General features: G+C 72.8%; 25 protein-coding genes and 1 pseudogene. 12 read left to right on the top strand and 14 right to left on the bottom strand.

Features of this window, described 5'->3' with window-relative positions:
- Positions 1-28 precede the first annotated feature (28 nt).
- Positions 29-940 (bottom strand): ArsR/SmtB family transcription factor, encoded by a 912-nt coding sequence (locus OG598_RS31920; RefSeq protein WP_328652283.1) that lies wholly within the window; start codon positions 938-940, stop codon positions 29-31.
- Between the two features lie 62 nt (positions 941-1,002).
- Here OG598_RS31920 and OG598_RS31915 point away from each other — a divergent pair, with 62 nt between their 5' ends.
- Positions 1,003-2,028, top strand: a complete 1,026-nt coding sequence (locus tag OG598_RS31915) for an aldo/keto reductase family protein (RefSeq protein ID WP_328652282.1) — start codon at positions 1,003-1,005, stop codon at positions 2,026-2,028.
- A 36-nt stretch (positions 2,029-2,064) separates the two neighbouring features.
- Entirely contained in the window at positions 2,065-3,573 is a 1,509-nt protein-coding gene (locus OG598_RS31910) for a glycosyltransferase family 39 protein (protein ID WP_328652281.1), read from the top strand.
- A gap of 32 nt (positions 3,574-3,605) precedes the next feature.
- Here the strand turns inward: OG598_RS31910 and OG598_RS31905 are convergent, their stop codons facing one another.
- Complete coding sequence (locus OG598_RS31905; RefSeq protein ID WP_328652280.1) at positions 3,606-5,198, bottom strand: histidine kinase N-terminal domain-containing protein; 1,593 nt, start codon at positions 5,196-5,198, stop codon at positions 3,606-3,608.
- A 25-nt stretch (positions 5,199-5,223) separates the two neighbouring features.
- Complete coding sequence (locus OG598_RS31900) at positions 5,224-6,255, bottom strand: SIS domain-containing protein (RefSeq protein ID WP_328655494.1); 1,032 nt, start codon at positions 6,253-6,255, stop codon at positions 5,224-5,226.
- Between the two features lie 189 nt (positions 6,256-6,444).
- On the opposite strand from OG598_RS31900, the gene OG598_RS31895 reads away from it, so the two are divergent.
- Entirely contained in the window at positions 6,445-8,286 is a 1,842-nt protein-coding gene (locus tag OG598_RS31895; protein ID WP_328652279.1) for a tetratricopeptide repeat protein, read from the top strand.
- A 31-nt stretch (positions 8,287-8,317) separates the two neighbouring features.
- On the opposite strand, the gene OG598_RS31890 is transcribed toward OG598_RS31895, so the two are convergent.
- Entirely contained in the window at positions 8,318-9,904 is a 1,587-nt protein-coding gene (locus OG598_RS31890) for an MDR family MFS transporter (RefSeq protein ID WP_328652278.1), read from the bottom strand.
- A gap of 111 nt (positions 9,905-10,015) precedes the next feature.
- Here OG598_RS31890 and OG598_RS31885 point away from each other — a divergent pair, with 111 nt between their 5' ends.
- Positions 10,016-10,594, top strand: a complete 579-nt coding sequence (locus OG598_RS31885; RefSeq protein ID WP_328652277.1) for a TetR/AcrR family transcriptional regulator — start codon at positions 10,016-10,018, stop codon at positions 10,592-10,594.
- Positions 10,595-10,635: 41 nt separating this feature from the next.
- On the opposite strand, the gene OG598_RS31880 is transcribed toward OG598_RS31885, so the two are convergent.
- Both OG598_RS31880 and OG598_RS31875 read right to left on the bottom strand, forming a co-directional pair.
- A complete protein-coding gene (locus OG598_RS31880) occupies positions 10,636-11,145 on the bottom strand; it encodes a GNAT family N-acetyltransferase (RefSeq protein ID WP_328652276.1) in 510 nt (169 codons plus the stop codon).
- Positions 11,142-11,363, bottom strand: coding sequence for a biotin/lipoyl-binding carrier protein (locus OG598_RS31875; RefSeq protein WP_181518367.1), 222 nt, complete (start codon positions 11,361-11,363; stop codon positions 11,142-11,144). Before OG598_RS31875 ends, OG598_RS31880 begins: the two co-directional genes overlap by 4 nt.
- An 80-nt stretch (positions 11,364-11,443) precedes the next feature.
- Here OG598_RS31875 and OG598_RS33610 point away from each other — a divergent pair, with 80 nt between their 5' ends.
- The gene (locus tag OG598_RS33610; protein ID WP_373861592.1) at positions 11,444-11,659 is read left to right on the top strand and encodes a 50S ribosomal protein bL37; all 216 of its coding nucleotides are present in this window, start codon (positions 11,444-11,446) and stop codon (positions 11,657-11,659) included.
- A 133-nt stretch (positions 11,660-11,792) separates the two neighbouring features.
- On the opposite strand, the gene rsrA is transcribed toward OG598_RS33610, so the two are convergent.
- From rsrA to OG598_RS31845, 5 genes are all read right to left on the bottom strand, one after another.
- Positions 11,793-12,080: a mycothiol system anti-sigma-R factor gene (rsrA, locus tag OG598_RS31865; protein WP_030490399.1), complete on the bottom strand. Its 288-nt coding sequence runs from the start codon at positions 12,078-12,080 to the stop codon at positions 11,793-11,795.
- Between the two features lies 1 nt (position 12,081).
- Positions 12,082-12,909, bottom strand: a complete 828-nt coding sequence (locus tag OG598_RS31860; protein ID WP_328652274.1) for a sigma-70 family RNA polymerase sigma factor — start codon at positions 12,907-12,909, stop codon at positions 12,082-12,084.
- A gap of 234 nt (positions 12,910-13,143) precedes the next feature.
- Complete coding sequence (locus OG598_RS31855; RefSeq protein WP_328652273.1) at positions 13,144-13,761, bottom strand: alpha/beta hydrolase family protein; 618 nt, start codon at positions 13,759-13,761, stop codon at positions 13,144-13,146.
- Between the two features lie 51 nt (positions 13,762-13,812).
- Positions 13,813-14,205 carry a WhiB family transcriptional regulator gene (locus OG598_RS31850; RefSeq protein WP_091406097.1) on the bottom strand — a complete coding sequence of 131 codons (393 nt, stop codon included), beginning with the start codon at positions 14,203-14,205 and terminating at the stop codon, positions 13,813-13,815.
- A gap of 196 nt (positions 14,206-14,401) precedes the next feature.
- Complete coding sequence (locus OG598_RS31845; protein ID WP_328652272.1) at positions 14,402-15,112, bottom strand: SOS response-associated peptidase; 711 nt, start codon at positions 15,110-15,112, stop codon at positions 14,402-14,404.
- Positions 15,113-15,215: 103 nt separating this feature from the next.
- On the opposite strand from OG598_RS31845, the gene aroA reads away from it, so the two are divergent.
- From aroA to OG598_RS31825, 4 genes and pseudogenes are all read left to right on the top strand, one after another.
- Positions 15,216-16,517 (top strand): 3-phosphoshikimate 1-carboxyvinyltransferase, encoded by a 1,302-nt coding sequence (gene aroA, locus OG598_RS31840; RefSeq protein WP_328652271.1) that lies wholly within the window; start codon positions 15,216-15,218, stop codon positions 16,515-16,517.
- 55 nt (positions 16,518-16,572) lie between these two features.
- Entirely contained in the window at positions 16,573-17,649 is a 1,077-nt protein-coding gene (rsgA, locus tag OG598_RS31835; RefSeq protein WP_328652270.1) for a ribosome small subunit-dependent GTPase A, read from the top strand.
- 28 nt (positions 17,650-17,677) lie between these two features.
- A complete protein-coding gene (hisN, locus tag OG598_RS31830) occupies positions 17,678-18,496 on the top strand; it encodes a histidinol-phosphatase (protein ID WP_328652269.1) in 819 nt (272 codons plus the stop codon).
- Positions 18,497-18,555: 59 nt separating this feature from the next.
- A pseudogene (locus OG598_RS31825) lies at positions 18,556-19,498 on the top strand (hypothetical protein).
- Here the strand turns inward: OG598_RS31825 and OG598_RS31820 are convergent.
- Positions 19,456-20,655 (bottom strand): glycosyltransferase, encoded by a 1,200-nt coding sequence (locus OG598_RS31820; protein WP_328652268.1) that lies wholly within the window; start codon positions 20,653-20,655, stop codon positions 19,456-19,458. The pseudogene OG598_RS31825 and the gene OG598_RS31820 overlap by 43 nt on opposite strands.
- Before the next feature lie 224 nt (positions 20,656-20,879).
- Here OG598_RS31820 and OG598_RS31815 point away from each other — a divergent pair, with 224 nt between their 5' ends.
- The 3 genes from OG598_RS31815 to OG598_RS31805 all read left to right on the top strand — a co-directional run bounded on the left by OG598_RS31815 (position 20,880) and on the right by OG598_RS31805 (position 23,331).
- The gene (locus OG598_RS31815) at positions 20,880-21,878 is read left to right on the top strand and encodes an SDR family oxidoreductase (protein WP_328652267.1); all 999 of its coding nucleotides are present in this window, start codon (positions 20,880-20,882) and stop codon (positions 21,876-21,878) included.
- Entirely contained in the window at positions 21,878-22,669 is a 792-nt protein-coding gene (locus OG598_RS31810; protein WP_328652266.1) for an ATP-binding protein, read from the top strand. Before OG598_RS31815 ends, OG598_RS31810 begins: the two co-directional genes overlap by 1 nt.
- 89 nt (positions 22,670-22,758) lie before the next feature.
- Positions 22,759-23,331 carry a DUF5709 domain-containing protein gene (locus OG598_RS31805; RefSeq protein WP_328652265.1) on the top strand — a complete coding sequence of 191 codons (573 nt, stop codon included), beginning with the start codon at positions 22,759-22,761 and terminating at the stop codon, positions 23,329-23,331.
- Positions 23,332-23,338: 7 nt separating this feature from the next.
- Here the strand turns inward: OG598_RS31805 and OG598_RS31800 are convergent, their stop codons facing one another.
- Both OG598_RS31800 and macS read right to left on the bottom strand, forming a co-directional pair.
- The gene (locus tag OG598_RS31800; protein ID WP_196924633.1) at positions 23,339-23,992 is read right to left on the bottom strand and encodes a response regulator; all 654 of its coding nucleotides are present in this window, start codon (positions 23,990-23,992) and stop codon (positions 23,339-23,341) included.
- Between the two features lie 23 nt (positions 23,993-24,015).
- Positions 24,016-25,140 (bottom strand): MacS family sensor histidine kinase, encoded by a 1,125-nt coding sequence (gene macS, locus OG598_RS31795; protein WP_328652264.1) that lies wholly within the window; start codon positions 25,138-25,140, stop codon positions 24,016-24,018.
- Between the last annotated feature and the right edge of the window lie 41 nt (positions 25,141-25,181).

The following is a 25,181-nucleotide window of genomic DNA, read 5'->3' as shown; positions in this document are numbered from 1 at the left end:
TGCTGGATCCCACATCACGGGCCAGGGCTCAACCGACCAGCTGGTCACCAAGGACAGTTCGGGCATAACGCACCACCCGTCCCTGTCGTACGCCGACGATCAGGCCGTTGTCCCGCAGCGTGGTGAGGTGGTGCGACGCCGTCGCCGGCGCGAGACCCAGCATCGCGGCCAGCTCCCCGGTGCTCAGCGGCGAGTCGAGCAGGGAGAGCGCCGCCGCCCGGGTACCGCCGAGCAGGGCGCCCAGCGCCGCGCTGGGCGCCGGCGAATCCCACAGCCCGCCCAACCCGACGGGCGGATAGCAGAGGGCGGGCCCCGCGTCGCCCTCCATGATCGCGTGCACGGTCGGCCCGGAGAACGCGGTGGGCAGCAGCGTCCACGGGCGTCCGTCAAGGCCGGCCGGCACTGTCGTGCCGACGGCGACCCGCAGCGCACCGCCGTCCCACCTGATCAACGGGTGCACCTCGCGCAGCAGGGTTCGCCCGCCCTGCTCGGCGGCGAGCAACGTCCGCCGCCGGATGTCGGCCAGCGCGAGAGCCCGCAGCCGGGGCCAGTCCGGTGCGATCAGCACTGTGAAGTACCGGTAGAGCTGCGCGACCAGCTCGTCCGGGGCCAGCCGGGGTGCGCCGGCCCGTTCCAGTTGCCGGCGCACCCGGGACGGGTGGGTGGCGGCGACCGCCCGCAACTCGGCGGCCAGGTTCGGGGCGATCCCGATCGGGGTGAGGAAATCCGGCACGTAGCCGTTGGCCGACTTGAGCACCGCCAACAGCGGTTCCAGGCCGGCATCGGGCAGCAGCCGCTCCGCGCGCTCCCGCCACGGCCGGTGCATCCAGTACTTCGCCGGCTTGCGTAACGCCCAGGAGCTGGCCACCAGCTCGGCCATCGGCGAATGCACGAACCGGACCCGGCTCAGGTCGTCGGGCGAGAACCGGACCTCGATCACCCACGGATTCGACCACGTTCGAACGGTTCGGCGACAGCGCGGGGCGGCCCGAGGATCCTGGAATGGAGTTCAGGCAACTGGGCCGGTCGGGCCTGCGCGTCAGCGCGGTCGCGTACGGCAACTGGGTGACCCACGGCAACCAGCTCGACGACAGTGCGGCGGCCGCGTGCGTGGCCGCCGCCCTGGATGCGGGCATCACCACGTTCGACACCGCCGACCGGTACGCCCGGGGTCGGGCCGAGGAGGTGTTGGGCAAGGCGTTGAGCGGCGTCCGGCGCAGCTCGATCGAGCTGTGCACGAAGGTGTGCCTGCCGGTCGGGCCGGGGGCCAACGACGCCGGGCTGTCCCGCAAGCACATCATCGAGGGCTGTCACGCCTCACTGGGTCGGCTGGGCACCGACTACCTCGACCTCTATCAGGCGCACCGGTACGACGACAGCGTGCCGCTGGAGGAGACGATGCTCGCCTTCGCCGACCTGGTCCGCCAGGGCAAGGTGCTCTACGTCGGCGCCTCCGAGTGGACCGCCCCGCAACTACGTGCGGGCCTGCGGCTCGCCGCCGAGCTGCACATCCCGTTCATCGCCAACCAGCCGCAGTACTCGATGCTGTGGCGGGTGGTGGAGGCCGAGGTGTCCCCCGCCTGCGCTGACCTCGGCCTGGGTCAGCTCGCCTGGTCGCCACTCGCGATGGGCGTGTTGACCGGTCGGTACGAACCTGGCCGACGTCCGCCTGCCGGCTCCCGGGCCACCGACGGCTTCGGTGGCTCGTTCATCGCCCGCTACTCCTCGGATCTGCTGCTCTCCCGGGTACGCCAGCTCCGGCCGATCGCCGAGGCCGCCGGCTGCACTATGGCCCAGTTGGCGGTGGCGTGGGTGCTGCGCCGGCCGACGGTCGCGGGCGCGATCGTCGGCGCGTCACGGCCCGAGCAGCTCACCGAGACGGCAAAGGGCGCCACGGTACGGCTCGACGACGAGCTGATGGCCCGGATCGACGCCGTTCTCGACGAACTCGTGGAGCGTGATCCGGCGAAGACCGCGCGGCCGAACGACGTGATGCCTGCCTGGCGCCCGCCACCTGCCGCCGGCTGACGCCCACGGAGGGGTTGGCCGTGGCAGGCTCGGACCGTGGGGCAATTGTCCGAGAGGTCGGCCGGGACGGCGTGGGAGCACCTGCGCCGCCTGCCGGTCTGGCTCCCCCCGGCGCTGTTGACACTGGCGGTGACAGTGACCGGGCTGGGCTCCGCCCAGCTCTGGCGCGACGAACTGGCGACCTGGAGCGCGGCCACCCGGTCGCCCGGCGACCTGGCCCGACTGGCCGGCACCATCGACGCCGCCACCGGGCCGTACTACCTGCTGATGCACCTCTGGACGGGGGTCTTCGGCGACTCCACCATCGCCCTGCGCGTACCGGCCGTGTTGGCGATGACAGTGGCCGCCGGCCTGCTCGCCGTGCTCGGCGCGCGGCTCGTCGACCGGCGCGGTGGCCTCTTCGCCGGGCTGCTGTTCGCGGTGCTTCCCGGCACCTCCCGCTACGGGCAGGAGGCTCGCCCGTACGCGCTGGCCACCATGCTCGCCGTGCTCGCCACGGTGCTGCTGGTGACCGCGCTGCGTCGACCGAGCTGGGCCCGCTGGGCCGGTTACGCCGCCGCCGTCGCCGCTCTCGGGCTCATCCACCTGATCGCGCTCACAGTGCTCGCCGCCCACGCGCTGGTCGTCCTCGTCGCCTGGTGGCGCGGCCCGGCCCCGGCCGGCATCGCCACTCCGGCCCAGCCCGACGCCGAGCGGGACCGGCGGGTGTGGCGGTGGCTGGTCGCCGTGGTGCCGGTAGCGCTGCTGGCCGGCCCGCTGCTGGTCAAGGCCCGGACCCAGCAGTCCCGGCAGTTGAACTGGGTCCACCTGGCCCGGCTGGACGACCTGACCGCGCTGCCCGGCGGCGTGGCCCAGAGCAGTGTGGTCGGTGGCCTGCTGGTCGGGGTCGCCGCGCTGGGCGCGGCCCGGCTCGGGCGACGCGCCCTACTGCCGGTCAGCGCGGTGCTGCTGCCCGTACTGCTGCTCTTCGCCGCCGGCACCGTCGTACCGCTGTGGGTGCCCCGGTACCTGGTCTTCGTGGTGCCCTTCGCGTGCCTGCTGGCGGGCGCGGCGCTGGCCGCCGTGACCGCTCCGGCCGCGCTCGTCGTGGTGGTCCTGGCCGGGCTGCTCGGCCTACCCGACCAGGCCGCGCTGCGACGGACCCACGAGTGGCCGCGCAGCGCGCCGGTGGACTACGCGGGGGCGGCCCGGGTGATCGCCGACGGCCAACGCCCGGGGGACGCGGTGGTCTACTCGCCCCGGCACAGCTGGCTCTTCCTCGATCTCGGCATCGAGTACCACCTCAGCGACCCACCACGCGACGTGCTGGTCACCGAGGACGAGGTCCGCCGCGGCGACCTGTGGGCCGCCGAGTGCCCGCAGCCAGCACCGTGCCTCGCCGGTACGACACGGGTGTGGCTCGTCGTGTCCGGCCGGCACGCCGAGCCGCTGGCCGCCGTGTCGGGTGCCAAGGGCGACGCGCTGCGCGCACAGTTCACCGTCACCCAGGTCTGGCCGCGCCCCGGCCTGACCGTCGCCCTGCTGACCAGCCGTGCCGGCCGCTGACCGGTCCGTTCATGGGCAGACCGGGCGGCGGCTCAGGCCTGCGAGCGGCCGTCGTGGGTGGTGCGGGCCAGCGGTACGACCAGCATGGCCTCGGTGCCACCGTTGGCGCCGGCCCGCAGTTCGATGGTGCCGCGCAGCTCCCCGGTGATCAGGGCTCGGACGATCTGGAGGCCGAGCCGACTGCCGCGTTCGGCGTCGAAGTCCGGGGGCAGGCCGCGCCCGTTGTCGGTCACCGAGACGTGCAGCATCTTGCGGAACCGGTGTGCGGAGACCACCACCTCGGGCCGCAGCGACGGGTCCACCTCGGGAGCAGCGACCGGCACCATGCCGGAGGCTGCGGCCACCGGGGTCTCCTCCGTCTCGTCGGCCGGCGGGAAGCCATGCTCGACGGCGTTGAGCAGCAACTCGTTGAGGACCATCACCAGCGAGGTGGCGATCTCCGCCGGCAGTACGCCGAAGCTGCCCCGCCGGCGCATGCCGACGCTCACCTCGGTCGCCGCGACCTCGGTCGCCGCGCTGGCCACCCGGTCGACGATGCCGTCGAACTCCACCGCCTCGTCGCTGGACATCGAGAGTGTCTCGTGCACCAGGGCGATCGAGGCGACCCGACGGACCGACTCCTCGAGCGCGACCCGGGCCTCCGGCATCGCCACCCGGCGGGCCTGCAACCGCAGCAGCGCGGCCACCGTCTGGAGATTGTTCTTCACCCGGTGGTGGATCTCCCGGATGGTGGCGTCCTTGGTGATCAGTGCCCGGTCCCGGCGGCGGACCTCGGTGATGTCCCGAACCAGCACCAACGCTCCGATCGGCACCCCGGCCGGCATCAGCGGCAGCGCCCGGGTGAGCATCGTGGCACCTCGTGCGTCGATCTCTCGACGGGGTGGCGCCTCACCGCGCAGCGCGGCCAGGATGCCGTTCGAGGCCTCGGTGCCGTCCAGCGGGTCACCGGCCAGCCGGCGGTGCAACGCGGCCAGGTCCTCCCCCACCAGGTGCGAGGCGTAGCCCAGTCGGCGGTACGCGGACTGGGCGTTCGGGCTGGCGTAGGTGACCTTGCCGCCGGCGTCGAGCCGGACCAGGCCGTCGCCGACCCGGGGCGCCGAGGTGGTCTCGCCCGGATGCCGCGGCGGCGGGAAGGTGCCGTCCGCGATCATCTGCGCCAGGTCGTCGGCGGTGGTGAGGTAGTTGAGCTCCAACTGGCTGGGCGTACGCGCGGTGGAGAGGTTGGTGTCCCGCCCCACCACGGCGATCACCTCGCCGGCCTCCCCCTCGGCGGTACGCAGCCGAACCGGGATCGCCTCGTGCCGGGCCGGCACGTCGCCGTACCAGACCGGGTCGCCCTCGCGCCAGATCCGACCCTGGGAGTACGCCACCCCCAGGTGAGCCACCTCCGGCCCGCCGACGATCCGACCCACCTGGTCGTCCTGGTAGGCGGTCGGTGCGGTGGTCGGGCGCACCTGGGCGACGCAGAGGAACGTGCCGTCGGCGTCGACCGGCACCCAGAGCAGCAGGTCAGCGAAGGACAGATCGGAGAGCAGTTGCCAGTCGCCGGCGATCCGGTGCAGGTGGTCGATGTCGGCCGGACGGAGATGGGTGTGCTCCTCGGCAAGGTCGCGCAGCGTGGACACGGTGACCAGGGTGCCACGCCGCGCCTCACATCGTCGCGGTGACCTTCTTCAACCCGCGCGGCGCGTCCGGGTCCTCGCCTCGGGTGAGCGCCAGGGCCAGCGCCAACCGCTGCATCGGCAGGATGTCCAGCAGCGGGGCGTACCGCTCGTCGACCTCGGGGACGGCCAGCCGGGTGGCGCCCGGCACGTCGGCGGAGCCGACCACCACGACGTCGGCGCGGCGTTCGCCGAGGCGGGGCAGCACCTCACCCATCGACCGGCCGCCGGGGCCGGAGCCGACCACTGCGAGCACCGGGACCTCCGGGTCGGTCATCGCGAGCGGGCCGTGCAGCAGGTCGGCGCCGGAGAAGGCGAGCGCCGGCAGGTACGAGGTCTCCATCAGCTTCAGCGCGGCCTCCCGGGCGGTGGGGTAGGCGTATCCCCGGCCGGTGGTGACCAGCTGACGGGCGAACCGGTAGCGCGGGGCGAGCTGGGCCGGGGTGCCGTCGGCCAGGGTGCGGGCGGCCAGGTCGGGCAGCGCGTCGAGCGCCTCCCGTTCGTCCTTCGGGAGCACGCCGTCGCCGGCCCGGATCCCCTCCACCAGCATCAGCAGGGCGAGCAGCTCGGCGGTGTACGTCTTGGTGGCGGCCACCGCCCGTTCGTGCCCGGCGGCGATGTCGACGCTCAGCTCGGCCACGTCGACCAGCGGCGAGTCGGGGGCGTTTGTCACCGCGAGGGTCAGCGCACCGGAGGCTCGGGCTGCGCGCAGCACCTCGGCCAGGTCGGGCGAGCCGCCACTCTGGCTGACCCCGACGACCAGCGCGTCGGAGAGGTCGGGGCGGGCCCCGAACAGGGTGACGACGCTGGGTGAGGCCAGCCCGGCGGGCAGGCCGAGCCGGATCTCGGTCAGGTAGGCCCCGTAGAGCGCCGCGTGATCGGAGGTGCCCCGGGCGGTGAAGACCACGTGCCGTGGCCGACGTTCCGCGATGACCGCCGCCACCCGGGCGATCTCGGCGGCGTTGGCAGCGGAGAGCAGGCGCGCGTAGCCAGCCGGCTGCTCGTCGATGTCGGCGGCCATTCCAGCCCCTGCACGTGTCACGGAAAACCCTCCCCCTGCGCGATTGCCGCGCGATTCTTGCTCAGTCTTGCACTTTTAAGCGTATCTCAGCAATCGAACGAGCAGGACTGCGCAGCTGATCACCAGTTGATCTCAATATCAACTAAGCTTTACCCGTTGCACCCGGTCTAACTGCCACGAGAGGACGACGTGCCCGAGGGAACGGACGATCCCGCGCTCTCCGCGACGGAGGAGCTGGCGCTGGCCCGGCTGGCACTCGACGAGGGCGACCTGCACCACGCCGCCGGCCACCTCGCCGGCGCGTTGGCGCGGGCCCCCACCCTGCCGGAGGTGCACGAGACGCTGGCCCGGCTCGCCGTGTCCAGCGGCGGCGGCCTCGACCTCTTCCCGATCAACCACCACACCTTCGTCGGTGCGGTCGTCGCCCGCGCCCACCTCCTCGCCACCGCCGGGCGCCCCGCCGAAGGGCTGGAGCTGCTGGCCGCGGCGACGTCGTACGCGCCCGGCACCGAGTGGGCCGGAGTGCCCTGGGTCACCGCCCCCGAGCTGGCCGAACGACTGGAACCGGAGCACATCGCCCGCGTCCTCATGCAGGTCTGCGCCGCACTGCCCGACCCGGTGCCGCGGATCGGCCGGGCTCCGCTGACCCCGTACCTCACGCTCGCCCGCAACGCGGCCACCGTGCACCCCGAACACGGCCTGCTGCTGGGCGCGGCGTCCGCGCTGGCCCGGCGCCTCGGCGAGGTCGAGCTGGCGGTCCGCTGGGCCACCCGAGGGGTACGCGCACAGCCCTCGAAGATGGGCGAGGTGTGGCTCGGGTACGCGTACCGCAGCTCGGGCCGGACCCGCGACGGCCTCGCGGCCCTCGGTCGGGCCGTCGAGCTGGACCCCGACGACCTGGCGATCTACGCGGACATCGCCGGCACCCTTGCCGAGATCGGCCGGCTGGACGAGGCGTTGGAGTGGACCGAGCGGGCGCTGGCGCGCGATCCGTCGTTCGACTGCGCTGTGCACACCGCCCACCGCCTGCGGCACCTGCGCGACGGTGACCTCGCCCATCTGGTCGCGCTCGCCGACTTCGTACGGGACCACCCGGACGACAGCCACGAGCACGGCGACCTGGCCCAGTGCTGCCGAGGTCGGCCCTGGCTCGGCCAACTCACCCCGGCCGGTGGGCCCCTCATCGACGCAATGCGCCAGGCGGTGGCCGATGACGACAATGGTCTCGGCGGTGCCGTACGCCTACCCGCCGCCGCCCCGCCGAGCGCGGTCGGGACGGCGATCTCCACCGCCCCCGGGCTGCGGATCGAGGTCGTCGGCACGCCGGAGCCCGACCCGCGCGAGCCCCGGCGGGAGTCCGCTGCGCGGTTGTGGCACTACGCGGACGCGGTCCCCACACCAGCGCTGGCGGCGCCCTCGGCGACGGCTGTCGAACGAATCGGGCAGATCGCCCACCCGGCGTGGGCACACCCACCGGCGGCGTACGACGCGGCTGTGGGCCTGGCCGGCCTCGACCTGGGCGACCTGCTCGGTCTGCTGGTGCACCCGCCGGCGGCGCCGGCCAACGCGGTGGGTCGGCTGCTGGCGGCCCACGACCCGTCGGTCTGGGTTCGCGGAGTGCAGGTGTGGGCCTGTCTGGGGCTGCTGCACCACCGCACCGACGAGCCGTGGGAGGGCTCGACCCGGCGCCGGGTGCTGCTCGATCTGATCTGGGGCGTCGAGGACTGGGTCACCGAGGCGGCACTGTTCGCCCTGGTCACCGCCGCCTGGGTCGACCCCTCGGTGCGGTCGGACGTGGCCCGGGTGGTGGCGGAGCGGCTGGCCGACGCGGCTGCCGTGGCGCGGAGCCGACCGGTCCCGATCGCCGCCTCGCTGGCTCACCTGGCACTCGCCGCCCCGCAGTTGGATCCGGAGACGGCGGCACTGGCAGGCGAACTGCTGGCCACCCACTCCCCCCGGCTTCCCCGCCCCCGCAACCCTCTGCGCCGCCTCTGGCAACGTCTGAGCAGGGGCGCGCCGCGCCGACCGTGACGGTCGACGCGGCGCGTGTCGTGCGGTTGGGTCAGGCGACCGGGGCCTTGCCGAGGGCGACCTCGGCGTCCTCCTCCGGGGTGGCCTGCGGCGGCGCCTCGTTCGCGGTGCGCAGCGGGATCTCCTTGATGAACCAGGCGAGCACCGGGATCACGATGGTGAACAGCACCGCCCAGAGGAAGACGTGCGAGATGGCGTCGGAGAGACCACCGAGCACCGCCTCGCGCGCCTGGGCGGGCAGTTCCTTGAGCTTCTCCAGGTCCATCCCGGCGCCGGCCTCGCCGCCACCGAAGGCCCGACCGCCCTCGGAGCTGGCCAGCCGGTTGGCGAAGATCGCGCCGAACAGCGAGATGCCGAACGAACCGCCGATCGACCGGAAGAAGGTGGCCGCGCCGCTGGCCGCGCCGAGGTCCTTCTGCTCCACGCTGTTCTGCGCGATCAGCATCGACGTCTGCATGAGGAAGCCCATGCCGACGCCGAGCACGATCATGTACAGCGAGGACATCAGCTTGCTGGTGTCGGTGTCGAGCATGGACAGCAGCGCCATGCCCGCGGTCATCACCACGCCACCGATGATCGGGTACGCCCGGTATTTGCCGTTGCGGGTGATCGCACGACCGATGACCAGCGAGACGACCAGCATGCCGAACATCAGGGGCAGCAGCAGCAGACCGCTGTTGGTGGCCGACGCCCCCTGCACTGTCTGCTGGTAGAGCGGCAGGAAGTTCATCGCGCCGAACATCGCGAAGCCGAGCAGGAAGCCGATCACCGAGATCAGCGCGAAGTTGCGGTTGGCGAAGAGCGCCAGCGGCAGGATCGGCTCCTGGACCCGGCGTTCCACAAGGCCGAACGCCACCAACGCGACGACGGCCAGCACGGCCAGGCCAAGGATCTGCGGCGACGTCCAGTCGTACTCGTTGCCACCCCAGGTGGTGATGAGCACGATCGCGGTGATGCCGACAGAGAGCAGCCCGGCGCCGAGCCAGTCGATCCGGTGCTCGGTGCGGTACTTCGGCAGGTGCATGGTGGTGATCAGCACGAGCAGCGCGATTCCGCCCAGCGGCAGGTTCACGTAGAACGCCCAGCGCCAGGAGAGGTGGTCGGTGATGAACCCGCCGGCCAGCGGGCCGGCGACCATGGCGATGGCCATGATGCCGGCGATCATGCCCTGGTAGCGCCCGCGCTCGCGGGGCGGGACCAGGTCACCGATGATCGCCATCACGCCGACCATGAGGCCGCCGGCGCCGAGGCCCTGCACGGCCCGGAAGGCGATGAGCTGGACCATGCCGTCCTCTGGGCCGCCGAGCATCCCCGAGCCGGCCATGCCACAGAGAGCGGAACCGACCAGGAAGACGACGACCGAGGTCAGGAAGACCGACTTGCGGCCGTAAAGGTCACCGAGCTTGCCCCAGATCGGGGTGGAGACGGTGGTGCCCAGGACGTACGCGGTAACCACCCAGGTGAAGTGGTTGAGCCCGCCGAACTCGCCGACGATCCGCGGTAACGCGGTGCTGACGATCATATTGTCGAGCATCGCGAGCATCATCGCGATCATCAGCCCGAACAGCACGACCCTGATGTTGTTGGGTCGCGTGCCGGCCTGGGTTGCCTGAGTCATGGGTAAGCTCCCCCCGAAGATTGCCGTACTTACTTGCCGCCCGGCTAGTCACCTTACTAGCCGCACGGTAAGTTGGGTACAAGCAACGGTCAAGCCATTTGGAGGGCGTGCGTGAGCGAGAGCACAGGCGGCGGAACGCGGGAACGGATCAAGGCCGTCGCGCTCGAACTCTTCACCGAGCAGGGGTACGAGAAGACCTCGCTCCGGGAAATCGCCGAGCGCCTCAACGTCACCAAGGCCGCGCTCTACTACCACTTCAAGAGCAAGGACGACATCGTCGCCAGTTTCGTCGAGGACCGGCTGGAGGGGATGGACGCACTGATCGCCTGGGCCGCCACCCAACCCGCCACCCTGTCCACCCGGCGCGAGCTGATCTCCCGGTACGCCGACACCATGTTCGACGGCACTCAGCCGTCGGTGATGCGCTTCTTCGAGCAGAACCAGACCGCGCTCAAGAGCCTCTCCTCCGGGCAGAAGATGCGCGGTCGGATGTTGGAGCTGGCCGACGCGCTCTGCCGGGGCGACGACTCCCCCGCCGCCCAACTGCGCGCCGCGCTGTCAATCTTCGCGGTGCACACCAGCTGGTTCGCGGTCCGCGCGCCGCACATCAGCGACGACGAACGCCGCAAGCTCGCCCTGGAGGTGGCGGACGAGTTGCTGGCCGCCATCGGCACGCAGCCCGACGCCTGACCGGGCGTGATCGTGGCGGCCCGGGCTCGTCGGTCGCCGGCTCAGCCGCGCGTCAGCTCCAGCCGAAGGCCGAGCAGGTCCACACCCGGCAGCGGCGTCCAGTCCTTCTCCGGCGAACGGACGAAGCCGCGCCGCGAGTAGAGCCGGTGCGCCGGATCGGCCATCCCGGCCCGGACGCAGATCACCACCGCCGTGCAACCCAACCCGGTCGCCCGGTCGACACACGCCTCGACCAGTGCGGCACCCACACCCCGCCCCTGAGCGCCCGGGTCGACAGCGAGCATCCGGAACTCCGCCTCGCCCGGCCCGGCCAGCTCGGCGAACGGGGTGCCCGGCAGCACGAACGTGACCGAGCCGAGCAGCGCCCCGGTCACCTCGTCGACAGCGACCAGCACCTCGCCGCTGGCGGCTCGGGTCGACACGTCGGCCAGCACCTCGCCGTACCCGTGTTCACCCTTGAGCTGGCCGTCCGCCTCGTACGCGGCCACTGTCAGCCGGGCCACCGCCGGGAAGTCGGCCGACTCGGCCGGACGGACCCGCAACCCGCTCAAGCGATCACGGCGATCAGGTCACCGTCCTGCACGACGTCGCCCTCGTTGACGACGAGTTGCTGGAGCACACCGTCGGACTCGGCGACGACCGGGATCTCCATCTTCATCGACTCGAGGATCACCAGGGTGTCGCCCTCGGTCACCGTGTCACCCGCCGTGGCGACGACCTTCCAGACGTTGGCCACCATCTCGGCGCGGATCTCCTCGGCCATGTCCAGGCCCTCCCTCTTCGCGACGTGCCTGCCGATGTATCCAATCATGCGTGGACCGGCGACGGGCGGGCAGCGGCACAGCCGGGATGACAGGCCCGCCCTGGGGAAGGCGGCGGGTGTCGACCGCACTACCATCAGCGGGTCGGACCCGACGCCGGACCGCCGGTGGCCGCATCCGCGCCGAGGTCGTGCGCAGGACGGATCCGACCCATCACGAGGAGGTCAGCATGGCGAAGAAGTCCCGGAAGAAGAAGGCTCGTAAGAAGAACGCCGCGAACCACGGCAAGCGTCCCAACTCCTGAACGGGTCGACGGGCCCACTGCCCGTCGCCGCTCAGCCGGCCCAGGCCGGGTACACCGGTGGCCCGGGTCGACATCGACCCGGGCCACCGGTCTTGCCAGCTGGCGCCGACGCTCAATCGGCAGGCTCAGACGATCAGTCGGCCAGCTCACGGGAGTCGCTGGTCTCGAAGACCACCAGCTCGGTGAGCTTGACCCGCAGCCGCTCACGCAGCTGATCCGGCGCTGTCTCGTTGCCACAGCAACGCGCCACCAGCGCCCGCACCTCCTGCTCCAGCCCGTACTCGCGCAGGCAGGGCCCGCACTCGTCCAGGTGGTGCCGGATCAGCGAGCGACGCTCGTCGGCGCACTCCAGATCCAGGTAGAGATACACCTCCGCGAGCACTTCGCGGCAGTCCGTCTCGTGCGGCTCCCCACAGCTCACGTCACACCTCCCGGCCGGCAGCGGCGGTCGAGCCCTTTGCCGAGCGGGCCGCACTGAAGCCCCGCTCCCCGGCGTAACGCTCGAGCAGCTTGCGCAGATTACGACGGCCCCGGTGCAGACGCGACATCACGGTGCCGATCGGCGTGCCCATGATGTCCGCGACCTCCTTGTAGGAGAAGCCCTCGACGTCGGTGAGGTAGACGGCCAGGCGGAACTCCTCCGGCAACTGCTGGAGGGCCTCCTTGACGTCACTGTCCGGCAGCCGGTCCAGTGCCTCCGTCTCGGCCGAGCGCAACCCACTGGAGGTGTGCGACTCGGCCTCGGCGAGCTGCCAGTCGGTGATCTCCTCGGTGGGCGCCTGGATCGGCTGGCGCTGCCGCTTGCGGTAGGAGTTGATGTAGGTGTTGGTCAGGATCCGGTAGAGCCAGGCCTTGAGGTTCGTGCCCTGCTCAAACTGGTGGAAGGCCGCGTACGCCTTCAGGTACGTCTCCTGGACCAGGTCCTCGGCATCCGCCGGGTTGCGTGTCATCCGCAGCCCAGCAGCGTAGAGCTGATCGACGAATGGCATCGCGTCCCGCTCGAATCGGGCCCTGCGCTCGTCCGTCTTCTCGGTGGTCAACCGCACATCCCCTCGCGTCGGATGCTTTCCCGCCGAGGATACGCGCACGGACCTGCCCGCAGATTCACTTCCGGCCGGTGTGCCCGTGCTCACCGCACCACCCACCCCGCCCGGTCCCGCCGTCGCGGGCCACTCCGGAGCATCCAGCAGCCGCTTCAGCTGCCGGGCGTCCCGCTCGTCCCGTTCCAGGCTTCGTGTCTCGGTTGGCACCGGTCACCCCCTCACAGAAAAGTCGTCCGGGGGTAGTAACGCGAGATGACCACTGGGGCATTCCGGCCGGCCCTCCCCGTTCCTGGTCCCGGCCCCGACGGCGGCCGGCGCTGGGACCAGGAAGGGCCTGGGAGGACTGGCGTCACCGGCCCTGCTCGGGCCGGCGGCACCAACGGATGCAACGACCCGTGCCCGCGCCGGAAACGGTCGCCCCGGCGAGCCGGCCGCGACGGGTCAGCCGGCCGCCCAGCCCTGGGCGGACAGCCAGTCGCGCACGGCGGCCGCGGTGCCGGCCGGATCCCGGCGCAGGTCGTGCGTCTCACCGGGACGGCTCACCACCTCCACGGCCGGGCCCGGCTCCGGCGTCCCGAACGGATCCCGGTCGCCGTTGACGACCAACGTCGGCAGGCCGGTGCCCAGTTCGGCGGCGCGCGAGCGTTCCGGCCGGCCGGGCGGGTGCAGTGGAAAGGCCAAGGCGACCACACCCACCGCGCCCACCGCACGGGCCGTCCGACAGGCCACCCGTGCGCCGCTGGAACGCCCACCGACCACCACCGTCGGCACGTCGGCGTGCCGGTCGCGCAGCTCGGCGAGCACCGCCGTCCAGGCCTCGTCGAGGTGACCTGCCGGTGCCGGCGCACGTCGACCGGCGACCCGGTAGGGCTGCGTCACCCGGACCACCGCCAGGCCGGCCGCCACCGACGCGTCCCGGACCGCGAGCAGGTCGGGCGCGTCGACGCTGCCGCCCGCGCCGTGCCCGAGGACGAGCAGTGCGGTGGCCGCGCGGACCGGCAGGTCGGTGTCGATCCACGCCGGACCGCGCGGGGTGTCGATCTCGTTGCTGGCTGGCACCGGCCTATTCTGCGCCGCCGGACGGGCGTCGGGTGCGAATCGGGCCGCCGATCAGCTCAGCGGGACGAGGGCCAGCAGGCGATCGCGCACCGGCGGGCCCGCATCGTCGATGGCGTCCGGATCGGGTTCGACCTCGCCGCGCCAGGCGACAAGCATCGCCCGTCGTTCCCGTGGCGTGGTGCCGCCCCACACGCCGTGGCAGTCACCGACGTCGAGGGCCCAGGCCAAGCAGGACCCCTGCACGTCACAACTGCGACACAGCGCGACGGCGGCGTCCGCCGGCTCGTTCGGTGCCGGAAAGAATGTCTCCGGATCGACGCTCTGGCAGGTTCCTCTGGTACGCCATGCGTCGTCCTGTCGCCGTTCGCGCACGGCCCGCAGCAGTCGCGGATCTCGCCGCGCCGCTGCCACCTCGTGCGGGCGCGGCATTCGTGCCCGTGTCATCCACCCACCTCCCCCGTGGGACCGGCAAAAGCTGTGGACGTCGTCCGCCCCGTGCGGACCGACAGCCACTACCGGCGCTGTGTTCTATCGCACTTCACAACACCGGGACAAGGGTCTGCCGGGAACATGACTGAACAGCCAGGAGACGAATCGCGCGGAATCCTGGCAAATCGGTGGCCGACAATGCACGGCGGCGTCAGAACAGAGTCAGCTCCTGCGGCGACACAGTCGACGCCACCGCCACCCGCGCGGTCAGCTGTGGCCCGTCGTTACGAACGTCTCCCACCGCCGCGCCCACCGGGCGGATCTCCAACCCCGCCAACTGCTCCGCCGACGCCGGAGTGAGCAGCCGCCCCGGCTCGTCCGTCGGCGCGAGCCACGACGACCAACGCTCAGGTGGCAGCAGCACCGGCATCCGGTCGTGCACCTCGGCCAGGTCGCCGAGCGCCGCGGTGGTCAGCACGCTGAACGTGAGCCGGGTCTCCGCGTCGGACTCCCAGACCGACCAGATGCCGGCAAGCGCGAGCACCGAGCCGTCCCGGGGGGTCATGAAGTACGGCTGTCGCCCGCCGTCGGGCAGCCGGACCCACTCGTACCAGCCGTCGGCCGGGACCAGGCAGCGGCGACGGGAGAAGGAGCCGGCGTACGCCCGGCTGGTGGCCACCGTCTCCGCCCTCGCGTTGATCATCCGGGCGGCTCCCGAGGCGGACCGGGACCAGTGCGGCAGCAGACCCCAGCGACCGACACAGAGGCTGCGGTGCCCCTCCGGGCTGACCCGGACCAGCGGCACCGGATCGGTCGGCGCGACGTTGTGGTCCGCCCGGACCAGGCCGTCGGAGTCGTCGGACGACTCGAACAGCGCGCTCAGCTCGCCGGAGCTCCGGGTCGTCGCGTACCTGCCGCACATGGGGCACACGCTAACGCGTCGGAGGCCCCGTCGGCTGTCCCGCCAACCGGGAGTACGAGCGCCGGGCGCCGCCGCCCGCCAGCCGACACGGCAGAATGTAACCGTGGGCAACCTGACCGCGACCCGGCCGCCGCAGCCGTGGACCGCACCGACCGCATCCGACCCGGTGGCGGCGACGCTGCGCCTGCCCGGTTCCAAATCGATGACCGCCCGGGCCCTGGTGCTCAGCGCGCTGGCCGCCGGCCCGTCGACGCTGGCCCGGCCACTGCGCGCCCGCGACACCGAGTTGATGGCCGCCGGCCTGCGGGCGATGGGCGCGCACGTCTCGATCAGCGACGACGAGCGCTGGCTGGTCCGACCGCACCCGCTGGCCGGCCCCGCCCACGTCGACGTCGGGCTGGCCGGCACCGTGATGCGGTTCGTGCCACCGGTGGCGGGCCTGGCCGACGGGCAGGTCACCTTCGACGGTGACCCGTACGTGCGCACCCGCCCACTCGGCCCGCTGGTCGGCGCGCTGCGCTCGCTGGGCGTCCGGATCGACGTCACCGGCACTGGCAGCCTGCCGCTGACAGTGTTCGGCACCGGCCGGGTCACCGGCGGCGAGGTCGTGATCGACGCGTCCGCCTCCAGCCAACTCGTCTCCGGGCTGTTGCTGGCCGCCCCGCGCTTCGACCGGGGCGTCGTGGTCCGCCACGTCGGCCCGCCGGTGCCCTCCGCGCCGCACCTTCGGATGACGGTGCAGATGCTGCGGGCCGCCGGCGCCGCTGTCGACGACAGCACCCCCGACGTCTGGGCCGTCGAGCCCGGCCCGCTCACCGGGCGCGGCTGGGACGTCGAACCGGACCTCTCCGGCGCGGTGCCGTTCTTCGCCGCCGCGCTGGTCACCGGCGGCGAGGTCACCTTGCAGGGTTGGCCGCACAGCAGCGCTCAGCCGGTCGAGAAACTCCGCTCGCTGCTCCAGCGGATGGGCGGCGAGGTCACCCTCTCCACAAACGGGCTCACCGTCCGTGGCACCGGCGTGGTGCACGGTCTGACCGCCGACCTCTCCGACGTCGGCGAGCTGACCCTCGTGCTGACCGCGCTGGCAATGCTGGCCGACTCGCCGTCGGTCTTCACCGGCGTCGGGCACATCCGTGGCCACGAGACCGACCGGCTCGCCGCGCTCGCGCGCGAGTTCGGCGGGCTCGGGGCGGACATCACCGAAACACCGGACGGGTTGGAGATCCGGCCCCGACCGCTGCGCGGCGGCGTCTTCCGCACCTACCACGACCACCGGATGGCGCACGCCGCAGCGGTGGCCGGGCTGGCCGTTCCGGGCATCGAGGTGGACGACGTGGGGTGTACCTCCAAGACCATGCCCGAGTTCCCGGCACTATGGTCAGCGATGGTGACCGGCAAGAACTGACGCGAGAAGAGGACAGGTCCTGGCGACCAAACGGCGGGAGTACGACGAGGACGACGTGCGGGTCCGGCCCGGAAAGTCGTCGCGCCCGCGTACGCGCACCCGCCCGCAGCACGCCGACGCGGTCGACGGGTTCGTCATCGCCGTCGACCGGGGGCGCTACACCTGCGTGCTCTCCGGGGCCGAACGCGGCGTGGTCGGGGCCGAGCTGCCAACGGTCACCGCCATGCGGGCCCGCGAGTTGGGCCGCAAGTCGGTGGTGGTCGGTGACCGGGTCAGCCTGGTCGGCGACACGTCCGGCGCGGAGGGCGCGCTCGCCCGCATCGTCCGGATCGCCGAGCGTCGCTCGGTGCTGCGCCGCACCGCCGACGACGACGAGACCACCGCCGAGGGTCGGCTGGAACGGGTCGTGGTGGCCAACGCGGACCAGTTGGTGATCGTGAGCGCGTTGGCCGACCCACCGCCGCGCACCGGGTTCATCGACCGCTGCCTGGTGGCCGCGTACGACGCGGACGTCGAGCCGCTGCTCTGCCTCACGAAGGCCGACCTGGCCGGGCCGGAGGAGGTGCTCGGCTACTACACCGAGCTGGAGCTGCCGTACGTGCTCAACCGCCCCGACTCAGACCTCGACGCGCTCCGTGCGCTGCTCAGCGGCAAGGTGTCGGTGCTGGTCGGGCACTCCGGCGTGGGCAAGTCGACGCTGGTCAACCGTCTCGTCCCGGACGCGCTGCGCGCGGTCGGCGTGGTCAGCGCGATCGGCCGGGGCCGGCACACCTCGACCAGCGCGGTGGCGCTGCGGCTGCCACCGGTGACCGGGATCGACACCGACCCGGGCTGGATCATCGACACCCCCGGGATCCGCAGCTTCGGTTTGGCGCACGTGTCGGCCGACAGCCTGCTGCACGGCTTTCCGGACCTGGTCGAGGGCACCGTCGACTGCCCACCGAACTGCCCCCACACGGCCGACGAGGCCGACTGTGGGCTGGATGCCTGGGTGGCCGCCGGTAAGGCCGACCCGCGCAGGCTTGCCTCGTACCGCCGGTTGCTCGCCTCCCGGGCCGGCGACGGTGACTCGCGCGCCGACAGCGACCAGCGCGGCCCCGGCGAGGGTGACCGGCGCGGCCCCGACGAGTGACCCGAAGGGCGTGGGCTAGGTTGCCGGCATGACCGGGTACGCCGACGACCTCGCCCTCGCCCACCTGCTCGCCGACCGGGCCGATGCCATTGCCACGGCCCGGTTCCGCGCGCTCGACCTGCGCGTCGAGGCGAAGCCCGACCTGACCCCGGTCTCCGACGCGGACACCGCAGTGGAGCGGGAGATCCGTGCCCTGCTGGCCGAGCACCGACCGGCCGACGGGCTGCTCGGTGAGGAGTACGGGGCGCAGTCGTCCGCCGACCCGAACGGTCGCCGGTGGATCATCGACCCGATCGACGGCACCAAGAACTTCGTCCGTGGCGTGCCGATCTGGGCCACCCTGATCGCGCTCTACGACGGCGACCTGCCGGCGGTCGGCGTGGTGTCCGCGCCAGCGCTCGGACGACGCTGGTGGGCCAGCGCGGGTGCGGGCGCGTACGCCGGGCCGGGCCCCGCGGCCGGCGAGCGGATCGGCGTGTCAGCGGTGCGGGGGATCGCGGATGCCAGCTTCTGCTACTCGTCACTGAACGGGTGGGAGGAAGCCGGGCGGCTCGACGCGGTGCTCGACCTGATGCGGCACAGCTGGCGCAACCGGGCGTACGGCGACTTCTACGGCTACATGCTGTTGGCCGAGGGGGCACTGGACGTGATGGCCGAGCCGGAGTTGTCGCTGTGGGACGTGGCGGCGCTGGTGCCGATCGTCACGGAGGCGGGTGGCACGGTCACGGATCTGGCCGGACAACCGGCCCCCGCCGGCGCTCCGGGCACCGACAGCAGCGTGGTGGCCACCAACGGTGTGCTGCACGCCGACATCCTCGCCCGCCTCGATCGACCAGCCGAGCGCTGACCCCCGGCAACCTCTATCCTCGCCAGGTGGTCTCCTCCGGTTGGTGCTTCCTCGCGGCGATGATCGTCGCGTACGGCTTCGCCAACCTGCTCCAGTCGGTGGCGGCGGCCCGCACCACTGTCCACCACACCTTCGATCCGGGCCTGCTGCTGCGCCTCGCCGGGCACCGGACGTACCTGGTCGGCCTCGGCTGTCAGATCGGCGGTTTCGTGCTCGCCTTCCTGGCCCGGCGGGACCTGCCGCTGTTCCTCGTGCAGGCCAGCGTGGCCGCCGGGCTCGGGGTGACCGCCATCCTCGGGGTGCTGGTGCTGAAGTGGCGGCTGCCGGCGGCGGAGGTGGTGCTGCTGGCGCTGCTCTTCGCGGGGATCACCGCGTTGGTGCTGTCCGCCCGGCCGGCGCCGTCGAAGCAGCTCGGCACCGCCGGCTCGATCGCCCTGCTGGTGGCGTTGGGCGTGATCGCGGTGCTCGGTTTCTTCGCCGTCCGGCTGCACGGGGCGCCGGGTTCGGTGGCCCTCGGCTCACTGGCCGGGCTGGCGTTCAGCTCGGCGGCGGTCGCCGCCCGACCACTGGCATCCGCGCCGTCCGCCGAGGCGTTCCTCGCCGACCCGCTGTTCTACCTGCTGATCGCCCACTCGATAGTGGGTCAGCTGCTGCTCGGTCTGGCCATGCAGCGCGGCTCGACGACCGCCGCTGTCGCCGCGATGGACGCCGCCGGCGCGGTGCCGGCCGCGATCGTCGGCCTGTTGCTGCTCAACGACAAGATCTGGCCGGGGCGGGAGTGGCTGGCCGCTGTCGGCTTCCTGGTGACCCTGGCCGCGGTGATCGGCCTGACCCGGTACGCCGAACCGCAGCAACACCGTTCGGTGGCACGCCGTCGGGACCCCGCCATGGTCGGTGCCGGCCGGCCGGGCTGACCGTCCGGCACCGCACCACGGCAGAGGTGTCGCAGCACCGCCGACTCAGGCCTCGACCGGCTTGCGGCGGCTCACCACCCGTTCGTAGAGGCGCTCCAACGCACCGGCGGTCCGCTCCCAGGTGTAGCTGCTGCGCACCCGGTCCACAGCGGCGTGCCCGTACGCGAACCGACCGGCGTTGTCGGCGAGCAGCCGGCGCAGCGACACCCCGAGCGCCCGTACGTCACCGGGGGGCACCAGGCGGCCGGTCACCTCGTCGACGACGGCGTCCGCCAGGCCGCCCATCGCGTAGCCGATCACCGGCACCCCGCAGGCCATCGCCTCCAACGAGACCCGCCCGGCCGAGGAGTAGTGCGGCGTGCAGGCGACCACGTCCGCCGAGCGGTACCAGGTGGCCATCTGGTCGTGTGGGACCGCGCCGACGAGCCGTACCTGGTCGACGACGCCGAGCTGTTCGGCCAGCTCGCGCAGCCGTCGCGCCTCGGCGTGGTTGGCCAACTGGTCGGCCGGCGGCCCACCGGCGATCACCAGCTCGGCGTCACCGACCAGCCGCATCGCCCGGATCAGGTCCTCCTGGCCGTGCCCGGCGGCCAGCGAGCCCACCGAGAGGATGCGGGGCCGCTGTTCGCGCGGTGCCGCCTCGCCGTCGGGATGGAACAGGTCGATGTCGACGCCGGCCGGCACCAACGCCACCGAGCTGCGTTGCAGACCCATCCGGGTCAGCTCGTCGACCTCGTCGTTGGACTGGGCCACGGCGATGTCGACAGCCCGGGTCAACGCGCGCTCCAGCGTGATCCGCTGGCCCGGCCCGTCGTAGTGGCCGCCCAGGTGACGCAGCTGCTCGATGCCGAGCGAGTGGAACGTCTGCACCACCGGAATGTCGGTCTCCCGAACGGCGTGCGCGGCGGCCAGGCCACCGACCCAGTAGTGCCCGTGCACCACCTCGGGCCGCCAGGAACCCGACCACTCGTCGGCGAGCCAGCGGCCGACCTCGGTCACGTACGGGATCAGCTCGACGGTGGGTAGCGGGGTGGGCGGGCCGGCGGGCACCTGGTGCACCTGGTAGCCGTCGACGTTCGTCGTCGCCGGCAGCGTCGGGTCGTCCCGGCGCACGTAGAGCCGGACGTCATGGCCTCGCTCGGCCAGCTCGGCGGCGACCCTCGCGGTGTGCTGTCGGGTGCCGACCGGCGGTCCGTCGGCGTGGCGGTAGGAACTGGCGTGCGCGCAGACGAGGCCGACGCGCATGGGTCACCTCCCTGCGATCTTTCCTCGGCGGTGGTCCTCCCGGTCAGAGCGTCCCATTAACCCCGCGACGCTGAGCCGAAACCTGGCAGATCAGGAAGAGTCCGCGCGAGTGCCACCGACACTTGCGCCACGGCAAGCACACCTGACCCGCGACAGCACGGTTCGACGATGATCGACAAGCCGTCGCCGGTGTGACCAGGCCCGGCCGGGGGTACCGCTCAGGAATGCCGCTGACCCGCAGTCTCGACGATTCGACCGTGGTGATCACCGGCGCGTCCAGCGGGATCGGCACGGCGACCGCTTACGCACTGGCCCGCCGGGGTGCCGCCGTCGTGCTGGCCGCCCGCAGCGAGCCGGCCCTGCTACAGGTCGCGCAGCGCTGCCGGGAGTTGGGCGGCCAGGCGCTTGCCGTACCGACCGACGTCACCGACCTGGAGTCGGTGCGACGACTGGCCGAGCAGGCGGCGGCCGAGTTCGGCCGGATCGACGCCTGGGTGAACAACGCCGCGGTGAGCGCCGTGGGGCTGTTCGACGAGATCCCGGTCGCCGAGTTCCGCCGGGTGCTGGAGGTCAACCTGCTCGGGGCGGTGCACGGCATCAAGGCGGCCCTGCCCTACCTGGGCGCGGCCGGTGGTGGTGTGCTGGTCAACAACGCCTCGGTGCTGGCCGAGGTGGCCATGCCGTACCAGTCGGCGTACAACGCCACCAAGCACGGCATCCGCGGGCTGGCCGACACCGTCCGGCAGGAGCTGCGGGTCACCGGCCGCGGTCACATCTCCGTCTGCACCGTGCTGCCGGCCACCATCGACACCCCGTTCTTCCGGCACACCGGCAACCACAGCGGCCGGGAGCTGGTGCCGCCTCCACCGATCTACCCGCCGGAGGTGGTCGCCGAGACCATCGTCCGGCTGCTGCGCCGACCCCGCCGCGAGGCGTACGCCGGCGGCGCGGCCCGGCTGATCGGCCTCCAGTGGCGGCTGGCGCCCGCGCTGGTGGAGCGCACCCTCGGCTGGTACGCCCACCGCACCCAGTTCGGTCCGGGTGCCCGGGCGGACAGCAGCGGCAACGTGTTCCACAGCGATGCTCAGGGAAGCCAGGACGGTGGCTGGCACGGTCGGCGGCGACAGTTGGTGCGGATGACCGCCGCGTTCGGTCTGGCCGCCGCGGGCACCGCTGTCGGCACCCTGGCGGCCATCAACCGCCGCTCCCGGTCGGACCGCTGATGGCCGATGTCGAGCGCCCGAATGCGCTGACCGTCACCGGCGCGCACAATGGGGCGATCATGTCGAGCTGTCTCGTGGAAATCGACGAGTCGTCAGCGGTGGTCAGGCTGACCGGTGTGCTCGATGCCGCCGGCGCCGAGGCGCTACGCGGCGCGCTGCTCGCCCGTCTGCTGGCCCGGCCCGGCCCGGTGGTGGCCGACGTGACCGGCCTGCGGGTCGTCGACCCGGCCGGGCGCGGCGTCTTCGCCGACGTACGCCGGGAGGTCGCCGACTGGCCCGCCGCGGACCTGCTGCTGTGTGACCCGGCGGTCGACGGGCCCGCCCGTCCGGACGCCGCGCTCGCCGGGGTGCCGGCCTGGCCGACGCTCGACGGGGCGCTGGCCGCTGTGGCGGCGACACCACTGGCGGCGGTGCTCACCGCCGAACTGGCCCCGGCGGTGGGAGCCGCCCGGCAGGCGCGCGAGCTGGTCACCACCGGTTGCGAGCGCTGGGGCATGCCGACCCTCACCGACCCGGCGTGCATCGCGATCACCGAGATGGTCAACAACGTGGTGGCACACGCGCGGACCCCGATGACGGTTCGGCTGGCGCCTCAGGAGAGCACCCTGCACCTGGCCGTTCGCGACCACTCCCCGCGTCAGCCGACCTTCGCCGGGATCTCCCCACCGAACCGTGCCGGCGGCCGGGGCCTGCTGCTGATCGACACGGTGACCCGTCGCTGGGGCAGCAGCGCCGTACCGGACGGCAAGGTCGTCTGGTGTGTGCTGCACCCCGACGACGAGGCCGCCTGACGGGGGCTTTCGCCATCGGCGCCCGATTCGGCGACGTACCGCCGGAGGCCGCCCGGTTATGGCGGCAGGGCAGCGGGTAGTGATCAGACATGCGCGACAACGAGTACCCGACCCCCCTGTCCGACACCGAGGCGCAAGGGCTGCCCGACACCGCCGATGACGACTCGAGCGCCAACGACGACGTCCTCACAGGGCGCGAGGCGGACGGCCCGGACCCGGCCCAACTGCCCGGCGATCGCACGCCGGTGGCGGTGGACCGGTTCGGAACGACCGCCGAGGAGCAGCTCGACGGTGAGTCGTTGGACTACAAGCTCGACCGCGAGGTCTACGAGCGCCCGGCGGACGACCCGCTGGCCGGCACCATCGACCCGAAGATCGCCTTCGAGGCGGACAACCTGGAAGCCGCGGCGGAGGCTCAGCTGGACGCCGACGTGATGGACCCCGGGCCGACCTCGGACCCGAACTCACCGGTCTCCCTCTACGACCACGGTCAGCTCGGCACGGTGGCCGACGCCACAGTGGGCCGGCTGGTGGAACCGGACGAGGGGTCGCACACCGACCAGGAGACCGACTCGGTGGCGTACGACGCCGGATCGGCCGGGGGCGGAGCGACAGCCGAGGAGTTGGCCATCCACGAGACGGAGCCGCCGCGCTCGGTCTGACGTCCGCTCAGTCGTCCAGACCGCGTTCGATGGCGTACCGGGTCAGCTCGACCCGGTTGTGCAGTTGCAGCTTGCCCAGGGTGTTCTGCACGTGGTTCTGCACAGTGCGGTGCGACAGGCCGAGCCGCTGGGCGATCTGCTTGTACGACATCCCCTTCGCCACCAGCCGCAGCACCTCCGTCTCCCGTTCGGTGAGCTGGGGCGTCGCGGGTTCGGCAGCGCCGGCCGGGCCGGTCCCCCGCCCCGGTCCGGCGGCCAGCCGGCGGTACTCGCCGAGCACCAGCCCGGCCAGGCCAGGGGTGAAGACCGCGTCGCCGGCAGCCGTGCGGTGCACCGCCTCCAGGAACTCGGCGGGCGCTGTCGACTTCACCAGATAACCGGTGGCCCCGGCCTTCACCGCGTCCAGCACGCTCTGCTGTTCGCCGCTGGCGCTGAGCATCAGCACCCGTACGGCGGGCAGTGCCGCGCGCAACCCCAGGATCACCTCGACGCCGGAGATGTCGGGTAGTTGCAGGTCGAGGACGACGACGTCGGGTCGGGCGGCGGCGGCCACCCGGATGGCCTGTCGTCCCTCGCCGCTGGTCGCCACCACCAGGAAACCGGCCTCGGTCAGGTCGCGGGCCACGCCCTCCCGCCACATCGGATGGTCGTCCACCACCATCACCCGGATCGGGTTCACCGCGCTCACCTCGGCACGCTCAGCTCGATCTCGGTGCCCGCCTCGGGGGCGGACACGATCCGAACCGTGCCGCCCACGTCGGCCACCCGGCCCCGGATCGACTGGGTCACGCCGAGCCGACCCTGGGCGGCCGCCTCGTCCAGCCGACCGTCCGGGATGCCCGGCCCCTCGTCGCGGATCGACACTGTCACCGTCGCCCCCTCGTCCTCGATCAGCACCCAGGCCCGCCCTCCGGCGTGCCGCCCCACGTTGTCCAGGGCCGCGCCGGTCGCGGCGGCCAACTCTCCGGCCACCCGTCGGGGCAGCGGCACCGGGGTGGCGGGGGCGGAGAGCGCCACCGCCGCCGAGGCGTACCGGGCGAGCAGGGTCCGCAGGTCAACCGCCTCGCCGCCGTCCGGGAGGCTCGCCGCGGCCGGGCCGGCCCCGGCGATCAGCGCCCGCAGGGCAACCTCCTGCTCGCCGGCCAGCCGGGCCAGCTCGCCGGCCTCCCCGGGCAGGTCGGCGCCGCGCCGCTGGACCAGCGCCAGCACCTGGAGCACCGAGTCGTGGATGTCCCGGGCGAGCCGCTCCCGCTCCCGGGTGGCGGCCTCCAGCTCCACAGCGCGCTGCAACCGCTCCTCGGCGCTCACCGCGAGCCGGGCCACGTGCCCGACCACCACTCCGGCGAGCAGCATCAGGATCACCCCGGTGAACGAGGACTGGCCGATCCGCTCCCGGGTGGCCAGGTCCGCGCCGGCGACCAGCAGCGCGGCGACGGTGCCCCGCCGCCGGCCACCGGAGACGGCCCAGGCCAGCACCGGGCCGGCCATCCAGGCCACCCCCAGGGTGGGTACGCCGTGGGCGAGCGCCGTCCGGCCGACCACCCACGGGGTGGCCAGCACGATGGCCACCACCACTCCGAGGTCGGCCAGCAACAGCGGCCAACGCCGCCAGGCCGGCCGGGCATACCCGATCGCTGTCGCGCCGGTCCAGACGATCATCAGAAGGATCAGGGCGCCGACGGCGTACGGGTGGGCGTACCGGTCGGCGTCGCGCACGGCGAGCGCGCAGACGTACGCCAGGGAGGCCAGCCTGAAGACGGTGAGCGCACGCCACAGCGGCACCTCGAACCCACCCGGCGGCGACGGCATGGCGGTCAGGATGCCACAACCGGGCCGGCGCACGGCGAGCA

The organism is Micromonospora sp. NBC_00330 (assembly GCF_036136635.1).
GTDB lineage: Bacteria > Actinomycetota > Actinomycetes > Mycobacteriales > Micromonosporaceae > Micromonospora > Micromonospora salmantinae.
This window is presented reverse-complemented; position numbering and strand designations above follow the sequence as displayed.